Annotated in this window: 24 protein-coding genes; 17 read left to right on the top strand and 7 right to left on the bottom strand. The window is 38.6% G+C overall.

Annotated elements, in window-relative coordinates:
* The first annotated feature begins 48 nt into the window (after positions 1-48).
* The 9 genes from lpxD to FHT21_RS16950 all read left to right on the top strand — a co-directional run bounded on the left by lpxD (position 49) and on the right by FHT21_RS16950 (position 6,931).
* Positions 49-1,125 carry a UDP-3-O-(3-hydroxymyristoyl)glucosamine N-acyltransferase gene (gene lpxD / locus FHT21_RS16990; protein ID WP_167295955.1) on the top strand — a complete coding sequence of 359 codons (1,077 nt, stop codon included), beginning with the start codon at positions 49-51 and terminating at the stop codon, positions 1,123-1,125.
* On the top strand, positions 1,115-2,527 hold the full coding sequence (locus FHT21_RS16985) for a bifunctional UDP-3-O-[3-hydroxymyristoyl] N-acetylglucosamine deacetylase/3-hydroxyacyl-ACP dehydratase (RefSeq protein WP_113950099.1): 1,413 nt from the start codon (positions 1,115-1,117) through the stop codon (positions 2,525-2,527). The genes lpxD and FHT21_RS16985 overlap by 11 nt, the downstream gene beginning before the upstream one ends.
* A complete protein-coding gene (gene lpxA, locus FHT21_RS16980; protein WP_010599175.1) occupies positions 2,527-3,312 on the top strand; it encodes an acyl-ACP--UDP-N-acetylglucosamine O-acyltransferase in 786 nt (261 codons plus the stop codon). The genes FHT21_RS16985 and lpxA overlap by 1 nt, the downstream gene beginning before the upstream one ends.
* A gap of 29 nt (positions 3,313-3,341) precedes the next feature.
* Positions 3,342-3,809, top strand: coding sequence for a GNAT family N-acetyltransferase (locus FHT21_RS16975; RefSeq protein ID WP_167295954.1), 468 nt, complete (start codon positions 3,342-3,344; stop codon positions 3,807-3,809).
* 13 nt (positions 3,810-3,822) lie between these two features.
* Complete coding sequence (locus tag FHT21_RS16970; protein WP_167295953.1) at positions 3,823-4,437, top strand: ABC transporter ATP-binding protein; 615 nt, start codon at positions 3,823-3,825, stop codon at positions 4,435-4,437.
* 403 nt (positions 4,438-4,840) lie between these two features.
* Positions 4,841-5,401: an elongation factor P gene (gene efp, locus FHT21_RS16965; RefSeq protein ID WP_055904075.1), complete on the top strand. Its 561-nt coding sequence runs from the start codon at positions 4,841-4,843 to the stop codon at positions 5,399-5,401.
* Between the two features lie 131 nt (positions 5,402-5,532).
* Positions 5,533-6,093, top strand: coding sequence for an elongation factor P (gene efp / locus FHT21_RS16960; protein ID WP_124558901.1), 561 nt, complete (start codon positions 5,533-5,535; stop codon positions 6,091-6,093).
* A 116-nt stretch (positions 6,094-6,209) separates the two neighbouring features.
* Positions 6,210-6,770, top strand: coding sequence for a 5-formyltetrahydrofolate cyclo-ligase (locus tag FHT21_RS16955; protein WP_167295952.1), 561 nt, complete (start codon positions 6,210-6,212; stop codon positions 6,768-6,770).
* A gap of 2 nt (positions 6,771-6,772) precedes the next feature.
* The gene (locus FHT21_RS16950; protein WP_157257919.1) at positions 6,773-6,931 is read left to right on the top strand and encodes a hypothetical protein; all 159 of its coding nucleotides are present in this window, start codon (positions 6,773-6,775) and stop codon (positions 6,929-6,931) included.
* 99 nt (positions 6,932-7,030) lie between these two features.
* On the opposite strand, the gene FHT21_RS16945 is transcribed toward FHT21_RS16950, so the two are convergent.
* The 4 genes from FHT21_RS16945 to FHT21_RS16930 form a co-directional block, all read right to left on the bottom strand.
* A complete protein-coding gene (locus FHT21_RS16945; RefSeq protein ID WP_167295951.1) occupies positions 7,031-7,990 on the bottom strand; it encodes a formimidoylglutamase in 960 nt (319 codons plus the stop codon).
* On the bottom strand, positions 7,983-9,224 hold the full coding sequence (gene hutI, locus FHT21_RS16940) for an imidazolonepropionase (protein ID WP_167295950.1): 1,242 nt from the start codon (positions 9,222-9,224) through the stop codon (positions 7,983-7,985). The genes FHT21_RS16945 and hutI overlap by 8 nt, the downstream gene beginning before the upstream one ends.
* Positions 9,225-9,315: 91 nt before the next feature.
* Positions 9,316-10,083, bottom strand: coding sequence for an exodeoxyribonuclease III (locus tag FHT21_RS16935; RefSeq protein WP_167295949.1), 768 nt, complete (start codon positions 10,081-10,083; stop codon positions 9,316-9,318).
* 210 nt (positions 10,084-10,293) lie between these two features.
* Positions 10,294-11,022 (bottom strand): peptidylprolyl isomerase, encoded by a 729-nt coding sequence (locus FHT21_RS16930; RefSeq protein WP_167295948.1) that lies wholly within the window; start codon positions 11,020-11,022, stop codon positions 10,294-10,296.
* 94 nt (positions 11,023-11,116) lie between these two features.
* Here FHT21_RS16930 and FHT21_RS16925 point away from each other — a divergent pair, with 94 nt between their 5' ends.
* The 8 genes from FHT21_RS16925 to FHT21_RS16890 all read left to right on the top strand — a co-directional run bounded on the left by FHT21_RS16925 (position 11,117) and on the right by FHT21_RS16890 (position 16,710).
* Positions 11,117-11,518 (top strand): hypothetical protein, encoded by a 402-nt coding sequence (locus FHT21_RS16925; protein WP_167295947.1) that lies wholly within the window; start codon positions 11,117-11,119, stop codon positions 11,516-11,518.
* A 90-nt stretch (positions 11,519-11,608) separates the two neighbouring features.
* On the top strand, positions 11,609-12,145 hold the full coding sequence (locus tag FHT21_RS16920; RefSeq protein WP_167295946.1) for a heavy-metal-associated domain-containing protein: 537 nt from the start codon (positions 11,609-11,611) through the stop codon (positions 12,143-12,145).
* Position 12,146: 1 nt separating this feature from the next.
* Positions 12,147-12,959 (top strand): transporter, encoded by an 813-nt coding sequence (locus FHT21_RS16915; RefSeq protein WP_167295945.1) that lies wholly within the window; start codon positions 12,147-12,149, stop codon positions 12,957-12,959.
* Between the two features lie 25 nt (positions 12,960-12,984).
* On the top strand, positions 12,985-13,488 hold the full coding sequence (locus FHT21_RS16910; protein ID WP_167295944.1) for a DUF3347 domain-containing protein: 504 nt from the start codon (positions 12,985-12,987) through the stop codon (positions 13,486-13,488).
* The gene (locus FHT21_RS16905; RefSeq protein ID WP_167295943.1) at positions 13,488-14,048 is read left to right on the top strand and encodes an AraC family transcriptional regulator; all 561 of its coding nucleotides are present in this window, start codon (positions 13,488-13,490) and stop codon (positions 14,046-14,048) included. The genes FHT21_RS16910 and FHT21_RS16905 overlap by 1 nt, the downstream gene beginning before the upstream one ends.
* Positions 14,049-14,238: 190 nt before the next feature.
* Entirely contained in the window at positions 14,239-14,811 is a 573-nt protein-coding gene (locus FHT21_RS16900) for a YceI family protein (RefSeq protein ID WP_167295942.1), read from the top strand.
* A gap of 105 nt (positions 14,812-14,916) precedes the next feature.
* Complete coding sequence (ygiD, locus tag FHT21_RS16895) at positions 14,917-15,741, top strand: 4,5-DOPA dioxygenase extradiol (protein WP_167295941.1); 825 nt, start codon at positions 14,917-14,919, stop codon at positions 15,739-15,741.
* A 249-nt stretch (positions 15,742-15,990) separates the two neighbouring features.
* The gene (locus FHT21_RS16890; protein ID WP_167295940.1) at positions 15,991-16,710 is read left to right on the top strand and encodes a heavy metal-associated domain-containing protein; all 720 of its coding nucleotides are present in this window, start codon (positions 15,991-15,993) and stop codon (positions 16,708-16,710) included.
* Between the two features lies 1 nt (position 16,711).
* On the opposite strand, the gene FHT21_RS16885 is transcribed toward FHT21_RS16890, so the two are convergent.
* From FHT21_RS16885 to FHT21_RS16875, 3 genes are read right to left on the bottom strand one after another with little or no spacing between them, the layout of a single operon-like run.
* Positions 16,712-17,188: a DUF6265 family protein gene (locus tag FHT21_RS16885; RefSeq protein ID WP_167295939.1), complete on the bottom strand. Its 477-nt coding sequence runs from the start codon at positions 17,186-17,188 to the stop codon at positions 16,712-16,714.
* Positions 17,185-17,709, bottom strand: a complete 525-nt coding sequence (locus FHT21_RS16880; protein WP_167295938.1) for a YfiT family bacillithiol transferase — start codon at positions 17,707-17,709, stop codon at positions 17,185-17,187. Before FHT21_RS16880 ends, FHT21_RS16885 begins: the two co-directional genes overlap by 4 nt.
* A gap of 3 nt (positions 17,710-17,712) precedes the next feature.
* Complete coding sequence (locus FHT21_RS16875; protein ID WP_167295937.1) at positions 17,713-18,888, bottom strand: fibrobacter succinogenes major paralogous domain-containing protein; 1,176 nt, start codon at positions 18,886-18,888, stop codon at positions 17,713-17,715.
* Positions 18,889-18,900: the final 12 nt, after the last annotated feature.

Here is an 18,900-nt window from a genome sequence, read left to right as displayed (position 1 = left end):
CCGAGCAGGTTTTTTTGTTCATATCAATTTAACATATACCTTTGTACGATGCAATTTACTGCCACGCAGATAAGTCAGTTTCTAAACGGTTCCATTGATGGTAACCCTGATGTAGCCGTTACCGAACTTTCTAAAATAGAAGACGGGAAGGAAGGCTCTTTGTCTTTTCTTTCGAACCCTAAGTACGAAAACTTTTTGTATTCTACTCAGGCGTCAGTTGTTATCGTATCAAAGGATTTCACTCCTACACAACCGTATACCAGTACATTAATACGTGTAGAAAATCCATACAGCGCTTTTACAATCTTATTAGATAAATATAACGAAGCCGTTAATGCCCAAACCACACAATCTGGAATTGATAAACTGGCATTCGTTCACCCAACAGCAAAAATTGGCAAGAATGTGTTTATAGATGCTTTTGCATATATTGCTGAGCATGTAGAAATTGCCGATGGCTGTAAAATAAATTCGCAAACCTTTATCGGTGCAAATTCTAAAGTTGGCAATAACAGCACCTTTTTTCCTGGTGTAAAAATTTATCACAATTCGATAATCGGCAGCAGAGTTGTTATTCATTCCAATACCGTTATCGGAAGCGATGGCTTTGGTTTTGCCCCACAAAAAGACGGCACTTACAATAAAATCCCTCAGATTGGAAATGTTATCATAGAAGACGATGTAGAAATTGGCGCAAATACAACCGTAGATCGTGCAACAATGGGATCAACAATTGTAAAGAAAGGTGCAAAAATCGATAATCTGATCCAAATTGCGCACAATGTAGAGATTGGCGAAAACACCGTTTTAGCCGCTCAATCAGGTATATCAGGAAGTACAAAAATTGGCCCTAACAGTGTTGTTGGCGGTCAGGTTGGTATAGCAGGGCACTTAACCTTAGCAAAAGGTACGCAGATTGGCGCACAGGCCGGCATTAATTTTAATATTACAGAAGAAAATAAACAATGGCATGGTAGTCCGGCGCAACCACTGCGCAACTGGATGCGTGCCTCAGTAATTTTCAAACATCTTCCAGATGTAGAAAAAAGAATAAATGCGCTCGAAGAGGAATTGAAAAAGCTTACAGCTGAACTGGAAAAGAATACAATACACAATGAACGTTAGACAAAAAACGATTAAACAAGAAATATCAGCATCTGGTGTTGGTTTACACACAGGCGCTAATGTTACTTTAACATTTTGCCCGGCCCCCGAAAATCATGGCTTTAAATTTCAGCGTATTGATTTAGATGGCCACCCCATTATTGAAGCCGATGCAGATAACGTTACCGATACCTCACGAGGCACCACGCTTACCCAAAATGGTGCTAGTGTAAGTACTGTAGAACATGTAATGGCATCGCTGGTTGGTATGGATCTGGATAACGTTCTCATTAAATTAGACGGCCCAGAAACGCCAATCATGGACGGAAGCTCCATCCAGTTTGTTGATTTACTGGAAGAAGTAGGTACAGTTGAGCAAAATGCAGATCGCGAGTATTTCACCATTCCGCATAACATTACCTATACAGAAGAAGATAGAAAAGTGGAAATTGTGGCCATGCCGTTAGACGACTATCGTTTTACGTGTATGATCGATTATAACTCTCCTGTTCTGGGCAGCCAACACGCAGGCATTAATACCATTGCAGAGTTTAAGAAAGAAATTGCTTCTTGCCGTACTTTCTGTTTCCTTCACGAACTGGAATACCAGTTATCGCACAATTTAATTAAAGGCGGCGATTTAAATAACGCCATTGTAATTGTAGATAAAGAGGTTACGAAGGATGAATTAAGCCACCTGGCTAAATTATTTAACCGTAAGGACATTGATGTTGCCCCACAGGGGATTTTGAACAACATGGAACTGCGTTATCAAAACGAGCCAGCCCGTCATAAATTATTAGATATGATTGGCGACTTGGCTTTGGTAGGCATGCACTTAAAAGGCCATATTATGGCTGCCCGCCCTGGCCACGCTGCAAACGTTGCCTTTGCAAAAAAGATTAAAGCAGCCATCAAAAAAGAGAAAAACAAAAAAATACAAAAGGTATACGATCCAAATGCAAAACCATTATTTGATGTAGTTAAAATAATGGAGATTTTGCCACACCGTCAGCCATTTTTATTTGTTGATAAGATATTGGAACTCTCTAAAAACCATGTGGTAGGCGTTAAAAACGTAACCATGAACGAAGAGTTTTTTAAAGGCCACTTTCCTGGGGCACCGGTATTTCCGGGTGTATTGCAGATTGAGGCTATGGCACAGGTTGGCGGAATCCTTGTCCTGTGTACGGTTCCCGATCCTGAAAATTACCTTACTTATTTCCTAAAAATAGATAACGTACGCTTTAGAGCCCAGGTTCTTCCTGGCGATACTATTGTTTTCCGTTGCGATTTACTTGAACCCATCAGAAGGGGCATTGCCCAGATGAAAGGTGTGGGTATGGTTGGCGAAAAAATCGTTGTCGAAGCCGAAATGATGGCTCAAATTTCAAAAGTTAAACAAGCAGAACCCGCTCAATAATGATACAACCCTTAGCATATATACATCCTCAGGCAAAAATTGCCGAAAACGTGGTAATTGAACCTTTTGTAGTGATACATAAAGATGTTGTGATTGGAGAGGGAACGTGGATCGGATCGAACGTTACCATTATGGATGGTGCACGTATTGGTAAAAACTGCCGCATCTTTCCTGGTGCAGTGATTTCTGGCGAACCTCAGGATTTAAAATTTGCCGGTGAGGTAACCACTGCAGAAATTGGCGACAATACAACTATCCGCGAATGTGTAACCATTAACCGGGGCACCAAAGATAAATGGAAAACGGTTATCGGCAGTAATTGTCTTATCCAGGCCTATTCGCACATTGCACACGATTGCGAGGTTGGAAACAACTGTATTTTCTCTAACAGCACCACTTTAGCTGGTCACATTACCATTGGTAACAATGTTGTTCTGGCTGGCTTGGTTGCCATACACCAGTTTGTTAAAGTAGGTTCTTATGCCTTTGTAACTGGAGGTTCATTGGTACGTAAAGATGTTCCACCTTATGTTAAAGCGGCTCGGGAGCCACTTTCTTATGCAGGCATTAACTCCGTAGGCTTGCGCAGAAGAGGTTTTACCAATGAGCAGATTGATGAGATTCAAGAAATTTATCGCGTACTTTTTGTAAAGCACAACAACGTAACCAAAGCTTTAGACATGATTGAAGCCGAATTTAAACCTACTGAAATACGTGATGAAATTGTAGATTTTATCCGTAATTCTAACCGCGGGGTAATGAAAGGTTTTGGCATGGGGAGCTAAGCGAAAAGCTTAAAGCAAAACAAATATTCATGAGTGATTTAACGCTGATCAGAACCGATTCAGACCATACCGATTTTAGAACATTGGTTGCCTTGCTCGATCAGGATTTAGCGATTAGAGATGGTGACGACCATGCTTTTTATGCCCAGTTTAACAAGGTTGATGCCATCAGAGAAGTGATTGTGGCCTATCAAAATGGAGCCGCTGTTGGCTGTGGCGCCATAAAGTCTTTTTCAACAGCAGCAGCTGAAGTTAAAAGAATGTTTGTACATCCAGATTATCGGAAGCAGGGCATAGCTGCTAAAGTTTTGAATGAATTAGAAAGCTGGGCTACTGAACTGGGTTTTACTGTATGTGTATTAGAAACGGGTAAAAAACAACCAGAGGCCATTGCGCTTTACCAAAAAGTGGGTTACAACCTTACACCCAACTACGGACAATATATTGGCGTTGAAAACAGCGTTTGCATGTCTAAACCCCTTAACGCTAACCCCTAAACGCCTAGCAAAAATGAATATCTCTTTAAATAACGTTGGCAGAAGGTTTAATAAGGAGTGGATTTTCAGGAATTTAAGTGCTGAATTTTCTTCTGGAAATAGTTATGCAGTATTAGGTCCCAATGGCTCTGGTAAATCAACATTATTGAGCGTGCTAACTGGCAGTTTATCTCCTTCTGAGGGAGCAATCTCATTCTCAGATACAAAAGATATCCCGGTAGAGAACATCTATAAATATATCAGTTTGGCTGCACCATACCTCGAATTGGTTGAAACTTTCACCTTAATGGAGATTATTGACTTCCACTTTAAGTTCAAAAATTTTGCCCCGGGTCTTGATGCCAAAAAGCTGATCGGAATTTTAGGACTGGAAAAAGCAACAAACAAAGAAATTAAATACTTTTCATCAGGAATGAAGCAAAGAACCAAACTGGCTTTGGCCTGCTGCACCGATACGCCGATTTTATTTTTAGATGAACCAACGAGTAATTTAGACGTTCAGGGAATAAGTTGGTACCGCGAACTGATCGAAAATTTCGGAAAAGGGCGTTTAACGATAATTGGCTCTAATCAGATTCAGGAGTATGATTTCTGCACAAATCAAATACAAATATCTGATTACAAGTAAGTTAACAAAAAACATCACCTCTTACGAAACGTCTGTTTTGTCATACATTTGTATTAAAAACAATTTTTTTAAAAAATATTTTGTAATTCACAAATTATACCTACCTTTGCACCACCAAAAAGAGAAACAATTATTTAATTTATCTCTCTAAGTAAAAGATCATATTTTCCGTATTTAGGAATTAAAATATATAGCCCGTAAAAGGCAAAGAATTTTTCATAGTTTAGTTTGAGGTTTAGGTTGATTATGCCTTTGGAGTGGTTCCCAAAGGCATTTCTTTTATACGGGTATTTTTTCTTCCCAGAATCAAACCCGCAAGGTTTTGATCGATCGATTTTAAGGATTACATTCCTTTTTTTAACTTTGGCATTCAAAAATTGACAAAACAATATTTCATTATCAAATGGCAAAGGCATCAGAAGTAAAAAGCGGAAACGTACTTCGTTTTAACGGAGAGTTGGTAAGTGTTGAAGAGTACATCCACCGTACCCCAGGAAATTTAAGGGCTTTTTATCAGGCCCGTATGCGCAATGTAAAAACCGGAAAAATTGTAGAATACCGTTTCCGGACCGATGAGGAGGTGACCATCTGCCGTGTAGAAACCAACGACTATCAATATCTTTATGAAGATGGCGATTATTTAGTGGTAATGGACAACAACACTTTTGAACAGTACAATATCCCCAAGCTGCTTTTCGGAAACTCTATTAAGTTTTTAAAAGAGGGCATGAATGTAACGATCGCTTTTGAAAGTGATGAACCGATTGTTGCCCAGCTTCCCAATAGCGTAGAGCTGGAAATTACCTACTCTGAACCCGCTGTAAAAGGCGATACCTCTACCAGTGCACAAAAATATGCAACTGTAGAAACCGGCGCCGAAATTAGGGTTCCTTTGTTTATTAACCAAGGAGATAAGGTTAAGGTTGATACTAAAACCGGCGAATATATGGAAAGGGTAAAATAGTATAACCGGGGTTCTAAATCTCCTTAAACCCTATGCCTTATACCCTAAACCTTTATAGGTTTTTATCAAAATAATTTTACCTTTGCCGTCACGAAAAACTGAAATATAAATCCAATTTAGGATAACACAATATGGCAAAAGCATCAGAAATCAAAACAGGTAACATTCTTCGTGTAAACAACGAGCTGGTTACTGTTGACGAATGGAATCATCGTACACCTGGTAAAGGTGGTGCATTTTACACCGGTAAATTCCGTAACATTAAAACAGGTAGAATTGTAGAAGCCCGTATGAATACAGACGAGGCTGTTGAAATTTGCCGTGTAGAAACCAACGATTACCAATACCTTTATGAAGATGGCAACTACCTGGTAGTAATGGACAACAACTCTTACGAGCAATTTAATGTTGAAAAAACCTTATTCGGTTCTGCAATTAAATTCTTAAAAGAAGGTATGAACATTATTGTTTCTATGGAAAGCGACGAGGCTATTATGGCACAATTACCCAACTTTGCCGAATTTGAAATTACGTACTCGGAACCGGCTGTTAAAGGTGATACTTCTACAAACGCTTTAAAAGCAGCAACATTAGAAAATGGCGTTGAAGTTAAAGTACCGATGTTTGTTAACCAGGGCGATAAAATTAAAATTGACACCCGTACAGGCGATTACGTTGAGCGTGTAAAATAATTAACTCAATATTTTAAAAGCCTCTAAAATTAACTTTTTAGAGGCTTTTTTATTTTCTCAAGACCTATAAGGTTTCAGAAACCTTATAGGTCTGTAAAATATTTACCTTTGTTAATATGTTAAAAGCAGAAATCAGAAAGCAAGTGCTAAAGGAAAGATTATTGCTGAGCGACTCAGAATACAAAATCCTATGTGAAGCGCTCTTAAATGAGTTTAAATCGATCGATTTTAGCCAAATTAAAACCCTGCACATCTTTTTGCCCATCACCGAAAAAAAAGAGCCCAACACTTTTCTACTGATCGAATGGCTTAATAAAAATCACCCAGAAATTAAAATCATTGTACCTAAAGCCGATTTTGAAACGGCTTTAATGAGCAATCACGAATATTTAGGAATAGACGACTTAAAGAAAAATCTTTATAACATCCTGGAACCACAAAAAGGAAGCTTGCATGAGGGCGAGATTAACATGGTATTGATTCCACTATTAGCTTTCGATAAACAAGGTTACCGGGTGGGTTATGGCAAGGGCTTTTACGATCGTTTTTTACAGGATATAAATGCTCAAAAAATAGGCTTATCTTTGTACCCTGCTATTGAAAAAATCGATGATGTAAATGAACACGACATCAGGTTAGATTTTTGCATTACGCCAACAGAAATTATAAAATTTTAAGCATGCCACAGGAAATCGTTATCAAAACCGAAAAACAATACGAAGACAATATGATTGCGGTATTCGAATTACAGGAAAAGGAAGAATTAACCGCCGAAGACCTCAAACAGATTGAATTAATGTTACAGGCCGGAGAAAAATACGAAGCAGAGCATTTGTAAATTTTTCTTACACAATCGTCACCCTGAACTTGTTTCAGGGTCTATCTAAAATCAACTTAGTTAAAGATGCTGAACTAAATTCAGCATAACGATCTTTGGTTAGGAAATATATGCCTTAACAAAATCACTCACCAAATAAGCTACTAATTTCGATGTTAGCCTGCTCACCCTCCCATCAAGCATTCGTGTGGCACCTTCACTAATATGCAAATAAGAAAACTTCTTAGCACTGGTTAAAATCAGTTTTCTGATATCGTTAACGGCAAACCCTGATGGAGTTTCTGCACTCGAAAGCACATTTTGAATGCAATCCAAATCAATTTCCAAACCCGCAGCTGGTCCTATTTCATTCATCAAGTTAGTAAAATCAATTCCAGTTAAAATATCATCAAAAAATACAGCCTTAAGCTTGGGGTTGATATCTATTTGACTTAAAATAGCTTCATTATTATAGTTTTGATGCAAGCCATACATGCAATAGTTGTCGAGATAATTTTCTTTTAATGCATAAGAAAATCCGTTTCCACTATGCCTACCTTCCAGTTCTCTTAAATCAGCATGCGCATCAACATTCAAAACAGTTATTGGTTTCTTGTGCGCTAAAGAAGTACCCTTAATTATTGGGTAGGCATTATTGTGCCCGCCCCCAATTACTATAGGTATTTTACCAGCAGTTACAATTTTCTCAATTACTGGATAAACCAGGTCATCAATCTGCATTACTTTGTTTCTTAAACCCTTTAGGGAAGAATCTTCGGGCTCATCAATTTCGAAATGGCCTAAAACCAAAACCTCCCCACCATTTAAAAAGCGGTTGCTTTGGATATTTAAAAAAGCCATTAAACTTGGCTTCCAAGTAGATGCAGCACCTGCAATACCCGCATTGGCGCGCACCCCTATGTCTTCTGGGATACCCAAAAGCACAAATTTCGCATTTGCGCCTTCCAGTTCATCCCAAGAGGATAAAACTGCAACTCTTTCGCCAAGTTTGGTTTCCCCATCGCGGAGGATAATCAGATGATCGATGTCGCCCTGCGAATATATTTTAAGGTTATCCATTATAAATTTCACCGTTTAAAATAATAGTTTCTATTTGCGATTCGCCAAAGCTATATGGCAAATAGGCAATTGAAGGCATTGGCTTGGTTATAAATAGATTTGCTTTTTTACCAACGGCAATGCTTCCATAATCATCACTCATTTCCATTGCCGCCGCACCGTTTAATGTTGCAGCATTTATCGCCTGCTCAGGTACCATCTTCATTTTAATGCATCCAAGCGACACCACAAAATTCATGTTTCCCGAGGGTGTTGAACCAGGATTATAATCGGTAGCCAAAGCAACGGGTAAATCGGCTTTAATAAAGCTTTTGGCATCAGCAAAAGGAATACCTAGGTAAAACGAACAAGAAGGGAGTAATGTTACAATGGCATCAGCATTTCTTAATGTCTGGATAGTTTCCTCATTGCTTTCTTCGAGATGATCAACCGAAACGGCTTTGTTCTGTACAGAAACTTCTACGGCTCCTGAAACAGAAAGCTGATTAGCATGTACTTTTGGTTTCAGCCCATACTTTGCCCCCGCTTTTAATACCTGATCGGTTTCTTCGATAGAGAAAAATCCTTTTTCGCAAAAAACATCAATATAGTCAGCCAGTTTTTCTGCTGCTATTTGAGGTAGCATTTCATTAATAATTAAATCGATGTAACCCCGGTGGTTGTTTTTAAACTCAGCCGGATAAGCATGCGCAGCTAAAAAAGTTGCTTTTATCGGAATTGGAAACTGATCTTTCAATCTGCGGATGACCCTGAGCATTTTTATTTCGCTCTCTGTGGTTAATCCATATCCGCTTTTAATTTCAACCGCACCAGTTCCATGAAGGATCATCTGATTTAATCGCACAGATGCGCTTTTAAACAATTCGTCTTCTGAGGCTTTTTGGAGCTTATTAGCAGAGTTTAGAATCCCACCTCCTGCAGCGGCAATCTCTTCATAGCTTTTGCCTTGAATTTTCATGGCAAATTCTTCCTCGCGTGGAGCAGCAAAAACAATGTGTGTATGACTATCGCACCATGAAGGAAAAATATATCTGCCTTCTGCCGAGATTTGAGATGGTAGACTTGAAACAAGAGATGGGATTGAATCCATTTCGCCGAAATCTTTAATCAGGCCATCTTCAATTAAAAGCCAGGCATTTTCGAGAATAGGCAACAAATCTAATTCGCTGCCACGAAGCACTAATTTATCTTTTGGATGTAGGCCTACGAGCCCCTTTATGTTTGTAATTAGCATTTATCGGATGGTTAATATTCAAACTGTATAAACTGGTTAATTGAGCATTGGGTACAGTTAACCGATTTAAACAATTAACTTTTAACCAAATTTAATCTATCTCTAAAAGCACAGGGCAATGATCTGAATGTATCGCATCTGGCAAAATTCTAACATTTTTCAAGCGGTTTTCCATGGGTTTCGTAGCTAAATGGTAATCGATCCGCCAACCCAGATTCTTTCCTCTCGAGCCAGCCCGATAACTCCACCAGGTATAATGATGTGGGTCTTTGTTAAAATGACGGAAGGTATCAATAAAACCGTTATCCAAAAATAGCTGCATCCACTCCCGTTCTTCGGGTAAAAAGCCTGATGAATTAGCATTCGATTTAGGGTTATGAATATCGATGGCTGTATGGCAGATATTGTAATCGCCACTTACAACTAAATTTGGGATCTCTTTGCGCAGTTCACCAATATACACATCAAAAAAACGCATAAATTCATACTTTTTAATCTGCCGCTCATCTCCGCTTGAGCCAGATGGCATATAGAGGCTCATTAAAGAAAAATCATTAAAATCGGCCCTTAAAATCCTACCCTCTTTATCTATCCACTCTTCACCGCAGCCAAATTCGATGTGGTTAGGTTTAATTTTGGTTAGGATTGCTACTCCACTATATCCTTTTTTTTCAGCAGGAAACCAATAATGATGATAACCGAGTTGTTCAATCAGGGCAATAATTTCCGGAATCTGCAATGGCAGGGCTTTTACTTCCTGCAGGCAAACCATATCAGCATCTGTAGCCTGAAGCCAGCCAAAAAAATTTTTGGTACTCGCCGCCCTAATCCCATTAACATTATAGGAAATAATCTTCATTCAGTAATTTCAATTGTTGTGGGCGGTAAATTTAGAAATTAATTGAATAAATGCTTAGTAATTGTAATTCAATTAATGTGACATACTCAGAACCTTTTTTTAGAGATAAGTCCAAGCGGTTGTCACCCTGAATTTATTTCAGGGTCTTTATAGTACGAAGATGCTGAAATAAATTCAGCATGACGAGCGCGTCAGGAAGAAGTGCTAAAACTAAGAGCCCATAATCATTTTATCTTTCAAAGATCCCTGCAACAACTGCTTCTCTAACTTTTTCGCTGCTCTTCTTTTCAAAATCGTAACTTCCATTTTCACATCCTGTTTTGGCCGATTGTTTTTATCGGTTGCCAAAGCAGCTATCTTATCAACCATATCCAAGCCAACCACAATTTCGCCATAAACAGTATAGTTTCGATCCAAATGAGGTGTACCTCCTATCGTTTTATATACCACTCGCTGCCATTCAGGGATTTTAAATTTCAAGCGCTTTTCTTCTACATTATCCAATTGCTGGTCAGTAAAAACTTTTCCCTGCACCAGGTAAAACTGGCTACCACTCGATGCTTTGGCCGGATTTACATCATCGCCTTCTCTGGCCGCAGCCAAAACACCTTTTTTGTGAAATAAGCTATCATTAAATTCTGCTGGGATGGTATATTTTGGTCCACCCTCGCCCAACAGCGAATCTGGTTTGGCATTTTTAGAATCTGGATCACCACCCTGAATCATAAAATCTTTAATCACCCGGTGAAATAAAACACCGTTGTAATAGCCCGATCGGACTAATTTCAAAAAGTTATCGCGGTGTAAAGGGGTTTGATTATATAGCCTAACGATGCATTCCCCGAATTCTGTTTTAATCCGTACATATTGATTTTTGGGCTTTGCAGCAAAAGCCGAAAGTATAGAAAAGGTGCAGAGGAATAATAATATTTTCTTCATTTAACTGGTGTTTAAGGCTAAAGTAAGCTAAAAAATGAAATTCAATAAATAATTGCTGGCATTATTCGATTTTTTTTCCTTTACCTTTGTATTAATGAGGTTAAAACAAAAAATAGCACTTTCTTTGGCTGTATTATATGCAGTTAGTGTTATGGGTTTGGCTTTAAGTCTCCATTTTTGTGGGGGCAAACTAGAAAACGTTAAACTTTTTAGCAACGAGGTTTCCTGCAAATTTTGCAAAGAAATTCCAGCCGAGAAGAAAGATGATGGCTGTTGTAAAAACACCCAGGTAACGGTAAAAGTTAAAGATAGTCACCAGATTGAGGCCCAGGTACAAATGCCAAAGCTCTTTTTTATTCAGCTTTTTCTTCATCCACCAGTTTTAGCTTTTTTATCCGACATTAGCCCCAAATTTTTCAGTAAAATTTCGAATAAAGCTCCGCCACTCTCTTCGCGGATTGCCCTTCATATTTTCAATTGTATTTTTAGGAATTAGGATTTTAAACATCAGCTCGTCAATGCATCTTTTTTTGCATTTCGACAGGCTCAATGTGACATTTTTCTTAAACTCTAATTCAAAAAAATCATGAAAGCAATAAAAATATTCAGCATCATTATGCTATTCTTCGCCGCTAATGTTTCGGCACAACAAATATCTTCAGCAGATTTACAGGTAACAGGCTTAACCTGCTCTATGTGCTCTAATGCAACACAAAAGTCGTTAGAAACCTTAAACTTTATCAGCAGTGTAAAACCCGATTTAAACAAAAATATCTTTGTTCTAACATTTAAAAAGGATGCCAATATCAATCTTGATTTGGTGCGCAAAAAAGTTCAGGATGCTGGTTTTTCGGTTGGTGGCTTAACCGCAAATTTCAATTTTAACCAGGTAAAAATAGACGATAAAGGGCAGGCAGTTGTTGATGGCAATGTGTACCGCTTTGTAAACGCAAAAAGCAAAACACTTAATGGAACTGTAAAAGCCAGTATTGTAGATAAAAATTTCATTTCAGGCGCTGCATTTAAAAAGCAGGCCGCAACAGCTAATTCTGATGCTTATGCGAGTGGTACTGGCGTAGTTAATGGAAAAAAAACACGTATTTACCATTTAGTTCTTTCTTAAGATGAAAAGGGTATTCGTATTGGCGTTGATGCTTATCGGCGCCTATACAAATGGTTTTGCACAAGAACTATATGTATTTACCGAACCTGCCAGTAATATGCCAACCAAATCAATTGGAGTAAGAATTACGAATGAAGGCATGTTCAATAATCCTGGTTTTGTAAGTAGAACTATTCCGGAAGTAATGATTGGTTTTAATAAAAACCTGATGATGCATGCGCAAGGTTTTATGTCTGATATGGACGGCAGATACCGGTTAGAGGGTGGAAGTTTGTATGCGAAATATCGGTTTTTATCGTTAGATGAAGCACAAAGCCATTTTAGAGCATCGGCATTTGGAAGGATTAGTACCAGCAGAAGGCCAACATATAGCCGTGATATTAACCTTGAGGGCGACAACAGTGGTATGCAGGGCGGATTGATTTTTACCCAGTTGCTGCACAAACTGGCACTATCATCAACCTTAGGCTACGCACATGCTTTCGAAAATTATGACAGACAGATTGCGGGAATGCCTCAACCGAAGAACATGTTCTCGTACAGCTTATCGTCGGGTTATTTGGTTCTACCCGTGGTTTACAAAGATTATAAGCAGCCAAACTTTAACGTATATTTAGAATTACTGGGTAAAACCGATCCAAGTAGCGGCCAATCTTACTTGGATATCGCTCCTGCTATACAGATGATTTTAAACAGTACAACCCGTATCGATTTAGGCTACCGCTTTCAAGCAGCCGGAAATATGGACAACCGATACACCAAAAATATGTATCTGCTTAGGGCAGAATTTAATTTCTTTAACGTTTTAAAATAAACAGTACAAAAACCATTTACAACAGATGAAAAAAATATTAGGAATAGTTGCCATTATGACAATCGCAACAACAGCTTTCACCTACGCCCAAGGCAAAACAGATGTAGCCTTAAATCAGGTCTTAACAGCATATTATGACGTAAAAAATGCACTGGCAACCGATAAAAAGGACATCGCTATAGAAAAAGTAAAAGTTTTATCAGCAAAGGTAAATGCAGTAAACCACAAAGATTTACCAGCAGACCAACATAAAACATTTATGGAGCAAGCAGCTATCATTAAAAGCAAAGCAGCACAACTTGCAGGCTCTAATGATATTAAAACACAGAGAAAAGCTTTTGAAGGAATTTCTTATGCCATGATTAAAACCTTAAGAGGTCTAAAATTTAATAGTAAGACCGTTTACATTCAACATTGCCCAATGGCTAAGGCGAGCTGGTTAAACGAAAAAGAAAACATCGAAAACCCATATTATGGAAGCATGATGTTCGATTGTGGCGATGTTTCAGAAACCATAAAATCGAAATAATGAAGCTGCATATCAAAAACATGGTATGCAACCGTTGTAAAATGGTGGTTGAGGCTGAGCTGGAAAAGCTAGGCCTTAAACCACTATTGGTTGAACTGGGCGAAGTTACTTTGGCCGAAAATATTTCCTCGGAGGATAAAATCAAAATAGCAGAGCGCCTAACACATTTTGGCTTCGAACTGCTAGCAGATAAGAAAACTCAAATTGCCGAACAGATTAAAACCGCCATTATTAAACTGATACACTACACCAAAGAGCCGTTAAAAATTAACCTCTCTGTTTACTTAAGTGAGCAGTTAAAACTGGAGTATACGAGTTTGAGCAGTATTTTTTCAGAAATGGAAAATCAAACCATCGAGAAGTATTTCATTGCTCAAAAAATAGAAAAAGCAAAAGAAATGCTTACATACGGCGAACTTACACTGAGCGAAATTGCCTATCAGCTAAATTACAGCAGTGTTGCCCACCTCTCAGCACAATTTAAAAAAGTAACCGGAATTACACCCTCGGTTTATAAGACCACATCAACAGACAGTAGGAAAACGCTTGACGAGGTTTGATGGAAAATGGAGTAAGGTTTATGGCCAATGGTTAGATAGATCATGGTTGAGGGCCTATGAGCCTATCGCCTATGGAACTATGAACCCAAAAACCGTTAACAGATTAACTTCTTAAAAATAATTTCTTATCATAAATCAAGACTAATCGGCTGCTTCTGTGATAACTTTGTATTTAAATAAATTACTGAGTATGAAAAAATTATTCTTATTTCTGATCGCTACCTCAATCAGTGTGGCATCATTTGCACAAACAAGCTGGAAAATAGATCCCATGCATTCGTTTGTTAACTTTTCGGTTAAACACATGGGTATTTCTTTCGTTGACGGTTCTTTTAAAAAATTCGACGGAACGATTACCGCTTCTAAACCAGATTTAACCGATGCCAAAATCAGCTTTACTGTTGATGTAAATAGCATTACTACTGGTGTTGATATGAGAGATGGGCACTTAAAAACTGATGATTTTTTTAACGTGGCGACTTATCCCACAATGAAATTCGAAAGCACATCTTTCAAAAAATTAAGTGGAAATAATTATGAATTAAGTGGTAAATTAACGATCCGCGATGTAACTAAAGATGTAAAATTTGCCGTTGTTTATGGTGGCACCGCTAAAGATCAGCAAGGCAACACTAAAGCTGGTTTTGGAGCAACTACAACCATTAACCGTTTAGATTATAATATTAAATATGACCCAACTGGCGCTGGCGTTGCAAAAGATGTGGCTATTAAATTAAACCTGGAGTTTGTTCGAGGGAAATAACATAAAAACATAAGATCGTCATCCCGGGCTTGTCCCAGAATCTTTCATTTTAAATAGATCCTGAAACAAGTTCGGGATGACGGTTAGTATAACTTCTAAAATATCATGTCTGCACTATCGCAATTCCGGAGCTTCACTCAGCGCTTGCCTCAAACCGAGCTAATGCCAACGCTTTTTATTGGTCATGGCTCGCCTATGAATGGCATCGAAAACAATGAGTTTAGCCAAAGTTGGGCAGAATTAGCGAAGAACATTCCCGTTCCAAAAGCCGTGCTGGTTGTATCGGCACATTGGTACACTCATGGCACTTTTGTCACCGCAATGGATTTCCCAAGTACCATCCATGATTTTGGAGGGTTTCCGCAGGCACTTTTTGATGTTCAATATCCTGCTCCGGGTGATCCAAAACTGGCTGCTGAAATACCAAATTTAATTCATTCCACCCCTGTGGGCTTAGACCACGATTGGGGTTTAGATCATGGTACCTGGACTGTTGTTAAACATATGTATCCTAATGCAGATATTCCTGTTCTCCAATTAAGTATCGATTACACCAAATCTCCAGCGTTACATTATGAAATTGCCAAAGAAATTTATGCCCTCCGCAAAAAAGGGATATTGGTTATAGGCAGCGGAAATATGGTGCATAACCTGCGTATGTTAAGCTGGGACATGATTAATGGAGGTGGCTATGATTGGGCGATTGAAATGAACGATAAGTTTAAAAATTTAATCGCCAACGGCGACCATCAACCTTTGATCAACTACCGCAACCTCGGCACAGATGCGATGTTGGCGATTCCTACGCCAGAGCATTATCTGCCACTTATTTATACCCTCGGAATGAAAAACGATAAAGAAGAGGTTTCTTTCTTTAATGATAAAGCCGTTGGCGGTTCGTTAACGATGACTTCGGTAGTGGTGGGATAAATAGAGGTTTAGGGAGAAACGAATCGCCAAAGAACTGGTTTTAGCTGTTTCAAACGGATCTTGAACCTTAATTTTCTACTCCTTAATGGTCAAAAGCATATTTTGAAAATTTATCATTAAGGATTAAAGTCATTAAGAAAAAACCTATGTTCCACGGAATGATAGTACACAAAATTCTATAAAACTTTATGATTATTCTGTAATGCCTCTCGCGGCACGAAGCAGTAAATTTGTATAAAGATTTTAATTATGACACATACCTATCAACTCACGGGCATGACCTGTGGCGGTTGCGAAAATAAAGTAAAAAGTAACCTGCTCGTTTTACCAGATGTAACCTCGGTCGAGGTCTCAAAAGACACCAATACCGCTACCATTAGCATGGATAAACATATCGGTTTAGATACCTTGCAAAAAGCCCTGGGCGGATCAGATAGTAAATATCAGATCTCAGCAACCCAACATAATGAAGCAATGGAAGGGGCAAAATCGTGGGCCGAAACCTATAAGCCCATTCTCTTAATTTTTGGGTACGTTACCGCGATTTCGTTAGTGGTTTCGTGGCAGGGCAATGCCATCAATTTCATGGTGTTTATGCGCATTTTTATGGCTGGTTTTTTCCTTACCTTTTCATTCTTTAAAATGCTTAATCTAAAAGCTTTTGCCGAAAGTTATGCCATGTACGATATCGTAGCCAAAAAGTTTGGTGCGTGGGGTTATATCTATGCCTTTATCGAACTTGGGTTAGGCTTATCTTTTGCTTTAAACTTATCACCTGTAGTGGTAAACTGGGTTACGCTAATCGTAATGACGATAAGCATCCTTGGTGTTTTAGAAAGCGTTTTAAATAAGAAAAAGATTCAGTGTGCTTGCTTGGGCGCGGTATTTAACCTACCCATGAGTACTGTAACCATTGTTGAAGATGCGATTATGATTGCCATGAGCGCAGCAATGTTGGTTTTGATGTAAACTATTGCCGTTTATACCTAAACTCCGATTTTCGGCTTTTACCATTAAGCTCGCCTTCTATCCAGGCGAGCAAATCATTTTTCCCTTGATTTTGGTAAACTATTCTCTGCGGAAAATCGTGGGTTTTATCTTCGAAAACATAGGTCTCATCTTTCGTAGTAATAAGTTTGAAACAAGTTTCTTTCCCTTCGTTCTGCCCTGTCACAGTCGAACAGTAAAAAGTATCCTTTCCAATCTTTTTGATCTTAAGGGTTTCGGTAAGCAAACTATCACCTTTGGCATTTATTCGATAACTTTTGCCGCTGAATGTTTGATCTGCATTTTGGATCCATTGTTCTACTATTTTGCCCTTGGCGGATTGCATTTCCCATGAGCCTAAAATAAAAGCAAAAGCTTTTGAAGGATCTTTTTGTGCATTCACATTGGTGCAAAAGCCGATAAAGATTAAAACCAATAAATTTAAACGATTTATTTTCATTTTGCTATGGTATTGGTAATGTGTGCCAAATGATGTTTGCCGTGCCAGGCATACATACCTAACATGTTTGCCAATGTAAGTTCTTTTCCTTGAGCCGGGTGAATGTATTTTCGCTGATAATCTTCCTGTTTCAATGTTTTTAAAAAAGCAACCCAACGTTGGTGCAAAGCAGCCAATAAATCAATAGATAATTTGACATCCCCATTTTTCGCTTCCCCAGTTTCAGCCCAGCGCTCTTCATAATATGGCCTGATTACGGGAACATCTTCGGTAATGGCTTGCTTGAAACGGATATAAGCATTGATGTGGCTATCGGGAATATGGTGAACAACTTGCCTCAACGTCCATCCTTCCGGACGATAAGTTTGGTTTAATTCTTTTTCGGTTAAATTTTCGGTAGCCTCCTTAAGTTCGTTCGGTAAAGTTTCGATTTCGGAAATCCATATGTCGATTTGTTTTTGATCGAAAACTTCTGGCATTGAAAATTGGCCAATCGGGTATTTAAGCTGTTCTAAATCCATTAATTAATCTTTAATACATCTTACCGAGTAACCCAAACTTTTAAAGCTCTCAGCAAGCTCAATGTAACCTTTAACATATAAATTATAATACGATGCTGTTTCGATAGAATTAGCCGTTGCAGTCCACCAGTTTCCATGATAAGTTATACTCTCATATGTCCCATCTGCATTCCTTCTTCCTGCGGGTAAGCCAGTAAACTGTGTTATATTTGAAGCCCCAGTGTCATTTATCCAGTGACTATTGCCGCTTTCTTGAATTTTACCACCACTATAACGGTCTCCCCCAATATAATTATACAAAATAGTCCATTCAGCACTGGTTGGCACATGCCAACCTTGCGGCGCAAGCTTACGGTCACTATTTACTGCATACCAATTATATAAAAAACCATATGTTTTGCCTAGCTCCGGATTGTTATTATAGTTACAATACGCCCCACTTGGTTGGGTGCCCCAATGGGAATCGCCTGTCACATTTTGTATTATCGTTCCATCTCTATAATGCGCTGTCCGTAAGTTTTCCATCATCCACACCTGATTCCCTATTTTTACCGTTTTATATACATTCCCATCTATATCCGTCAATGTCTCAGCTATTAACGCGTCGGTAACAACAAGATTCGCAGAAAAACTGTATGCATCGTAAATCCCAGATTGTGCTTGATAAGCCGTTATGACTGCCTTCCCCGGGCCTTTTATAGTTGTTAGATTTCCCACAACTAATGCAACAGCAACATTGTTGCTCTTAAAAGTGATTTCTCCATTACTTTCACTTTTGGGTGTTAAAATAAATGGAGGATCGCCTACTTTTTTATCGGGTATTACAAATGTAAGCATCGGGGGAAGGCGTGGTGATATTATTAAGGTTGCTGTAATAGAATCTTTACTGAAGCTTTCTGTTGCTTGTTGTATTGCCGTTATAACACAAGTTCCACTTTTTTTAATGGTAACGAGATTTGCCTGGATGGCAACCAACGAGGTGTCGCTTGTTTTAAAAGAGAAAGCTCCACTACTTTTGCTTTTCGGATTCGTAAGTGTAAAAGAAGGCTGTCCGACCCTCGCTACATTTAGAGTAAAATCAGAGAGTCCAGGCGATTGAACCGGAGTCTTTTCTTTTTGACAGCCCATTAGGCTTATTAAAAGAAAAAAAATTGAAATATATGAGCGTTTTTTCATCATTTTTTTTCAAAT

Origin of the sequence: Pedobacter sp. SG908 (assembly GCF_011759615.1) — a bacterium.
GTDB lineage: Bacteria > Bacteroidota > Bacteroidia > Sphingobacteriales > Sphingobacteriaceae > Pedobacter > Pedobacter riviphilus.
Note: the sequence above shows the minus strand (reverse complement) of the source record. Positions and strands in the feature narration are given on the sequence as shown.

Excerpts from the sequence above, each read along its gene's own strand:
- FHT21_RS16910 (WP_167295944.1), top strand. The coding sequence starts at position 12,985 with ATGAAAAAAATATTAGGAATAGTTGCCATTATGACAATCGCAACAACA.
- FHT21_RS16945 (WP_167295951.1), bottom strand. The coding sequence starts at position 7,990 with ATGGATAACCTTAAAATATATTCGCAGGGCGACATCGATCATCTGATT.
- FHT21_RS16915 (WP_167295945.1), top strand. The coding sequence starts at position 12,147 with ATGAAAAGGGTATTCGTATTGGCGTTGATGCTTATCGGCGCCTATACA.
- FHT21_RS16920 (WP_167295946.1), top strand. The coding sequence starts at position 11,609 with ATGAAAGCAATAAAAATATTCAGCATCATTATGCTATTCTTCGCCGCT.
- FHT21_RS16985 (WP_113950099.1), top strand. The coding sequence starts at position 1,115 with ATGAACGTTAGACAAAAAACGATTAAACAAGAAATATCAGCATCTGGT.
- FHT21_RS16955 (WP_167295952.1), top strand. The coding sequence starts at position 6,210 with ATGTTAAAAGCAGAAATCAGAAAGCAAGTGCTAAAGGAAAGATTATTG.
- FHT21_RS16970 (WP_167295953.1), top strand. The coding sequence starts at position 3,823 with ATGAATATCTCTTTAAATAACGTTGGCAGAAGGTTTAATAAGGAGTGG.
- FHT21_RS16905 (WP_167295943.1), top strand. The coding sequence starts at position 13,488 with ATGAAGCTGCATATCAAAAACATGGTATGCAACCGTTGTAAAATGGTG.
- FHT21_RS16935 (WP_167295949.1), bottom strand. The coding sequence starts at position 10,083 with ATGAAGATTATTTCCTATAATGTTAATGGGATTAGGGCGGCGAGTACC.
- lpxA (WP_010599175.1), top strand. The coding sequence starts at position 2,527 with ATGATACAACCCTTAGCATATATACATCCTCAGGCAAAAATTGCCGAA.
- FHT21_RS16930 (WP_167295948.1), bottom strand. The coding sequence starts at position 11,022 with ATGAAGAAAATATTATTATTCCTCTGCACCTTTTCTATACTTTCGGCT.
- FHT21_RS16900 (WP_167295942.1), top strand. The coding sequence starts at position 14,239 with ATGAAAAAATTATTCTTATTTCTGATCGCTACCTCAATCAGTGTGGCA.
- lpxD (WP_167295955.1), top strand. The coding sequence starts at position 49 with ATGCAATTTACTGCCACGCAGATAAGTCAGTTTCTAAACGGTTCCATT.
- hutI (WP_167295950.1), bottom strand. The coding sequence starts at position 9,224 with ATGCTAATTACAAACATAAAGGGGCTCGTAGGCCTACATCCAAAAGAT.
- efp (WP_124558901.1), top strand. The coding sequence starts at position 5,533 with ATGGCAAAAGCATCAGAAATCAAAACAGGTAACATTCTTCGTGTAAAC.
- efp (WP_055904075.1), top strand. The coding sequence starts at position 4,841 with ATGGCAAAGGCATCAGAAGTAAAAAGCGGAAACGTACTTCGTTTTAAC.
- FHT21_RS16925 (WP_167295947.1), top strand. The coding sequence starts at position 11,117 with ATGAGGTTAAAACAAAAAATAGCACTTTCTTTGGCTGTATTATATGCA.
- FHT21_RS16975 (WP_167295954.1), top strand. The coding sequence starts at position 3,342 with ATGAGTGATTTAACGCTGATCAGAACCGATTCAGACCATACCGATTTT.
- FHT21_RS16875 (WP_167295937.1), bottom strand. The coding sequence starts at position 18,888 with ATGATGAAAAAACGCTCATATATTTCAATTTTTTTTCTTTTAATAAGC.
- FHT21_RS16890 (WP_167295940.1), top strand. The coding sequence starts at position 15,991 with ATGACACATACCTATCAACTCACGGGCATGACCTGTGGCGGTTGCGAA.
- FHT21_RS16950 (WP_157257919.1), top strand. The coding sequence starts at position 6,773 with ATGCCACAGGAAATCGTTATCAAAACCGAAAAACAATACGAAGACAAT.
- FHT21_RS16885 (WP_167295939.1), bottom strand. The coding sequence starts at position 17,188 with ATGAAAATAAATCGTTTAAATTTATTGGTTTTAATCTTTATCGGCTTT.
- ygiD (WP_167295941.1), top strand. The coding sequence starts at position 14,917 with ATGTCTGCACTATCGCAATTCCGGAGCTTCACTCAGCGCTTGCCTCAA.
- FHT21_RS16880 (WP_167295938.1), bottom strand. The coding sequence starts at position 17,709 with ATGGATTTAGAACAGCTTAAATACCCGATTGGCCAATTTTCAATGCCA.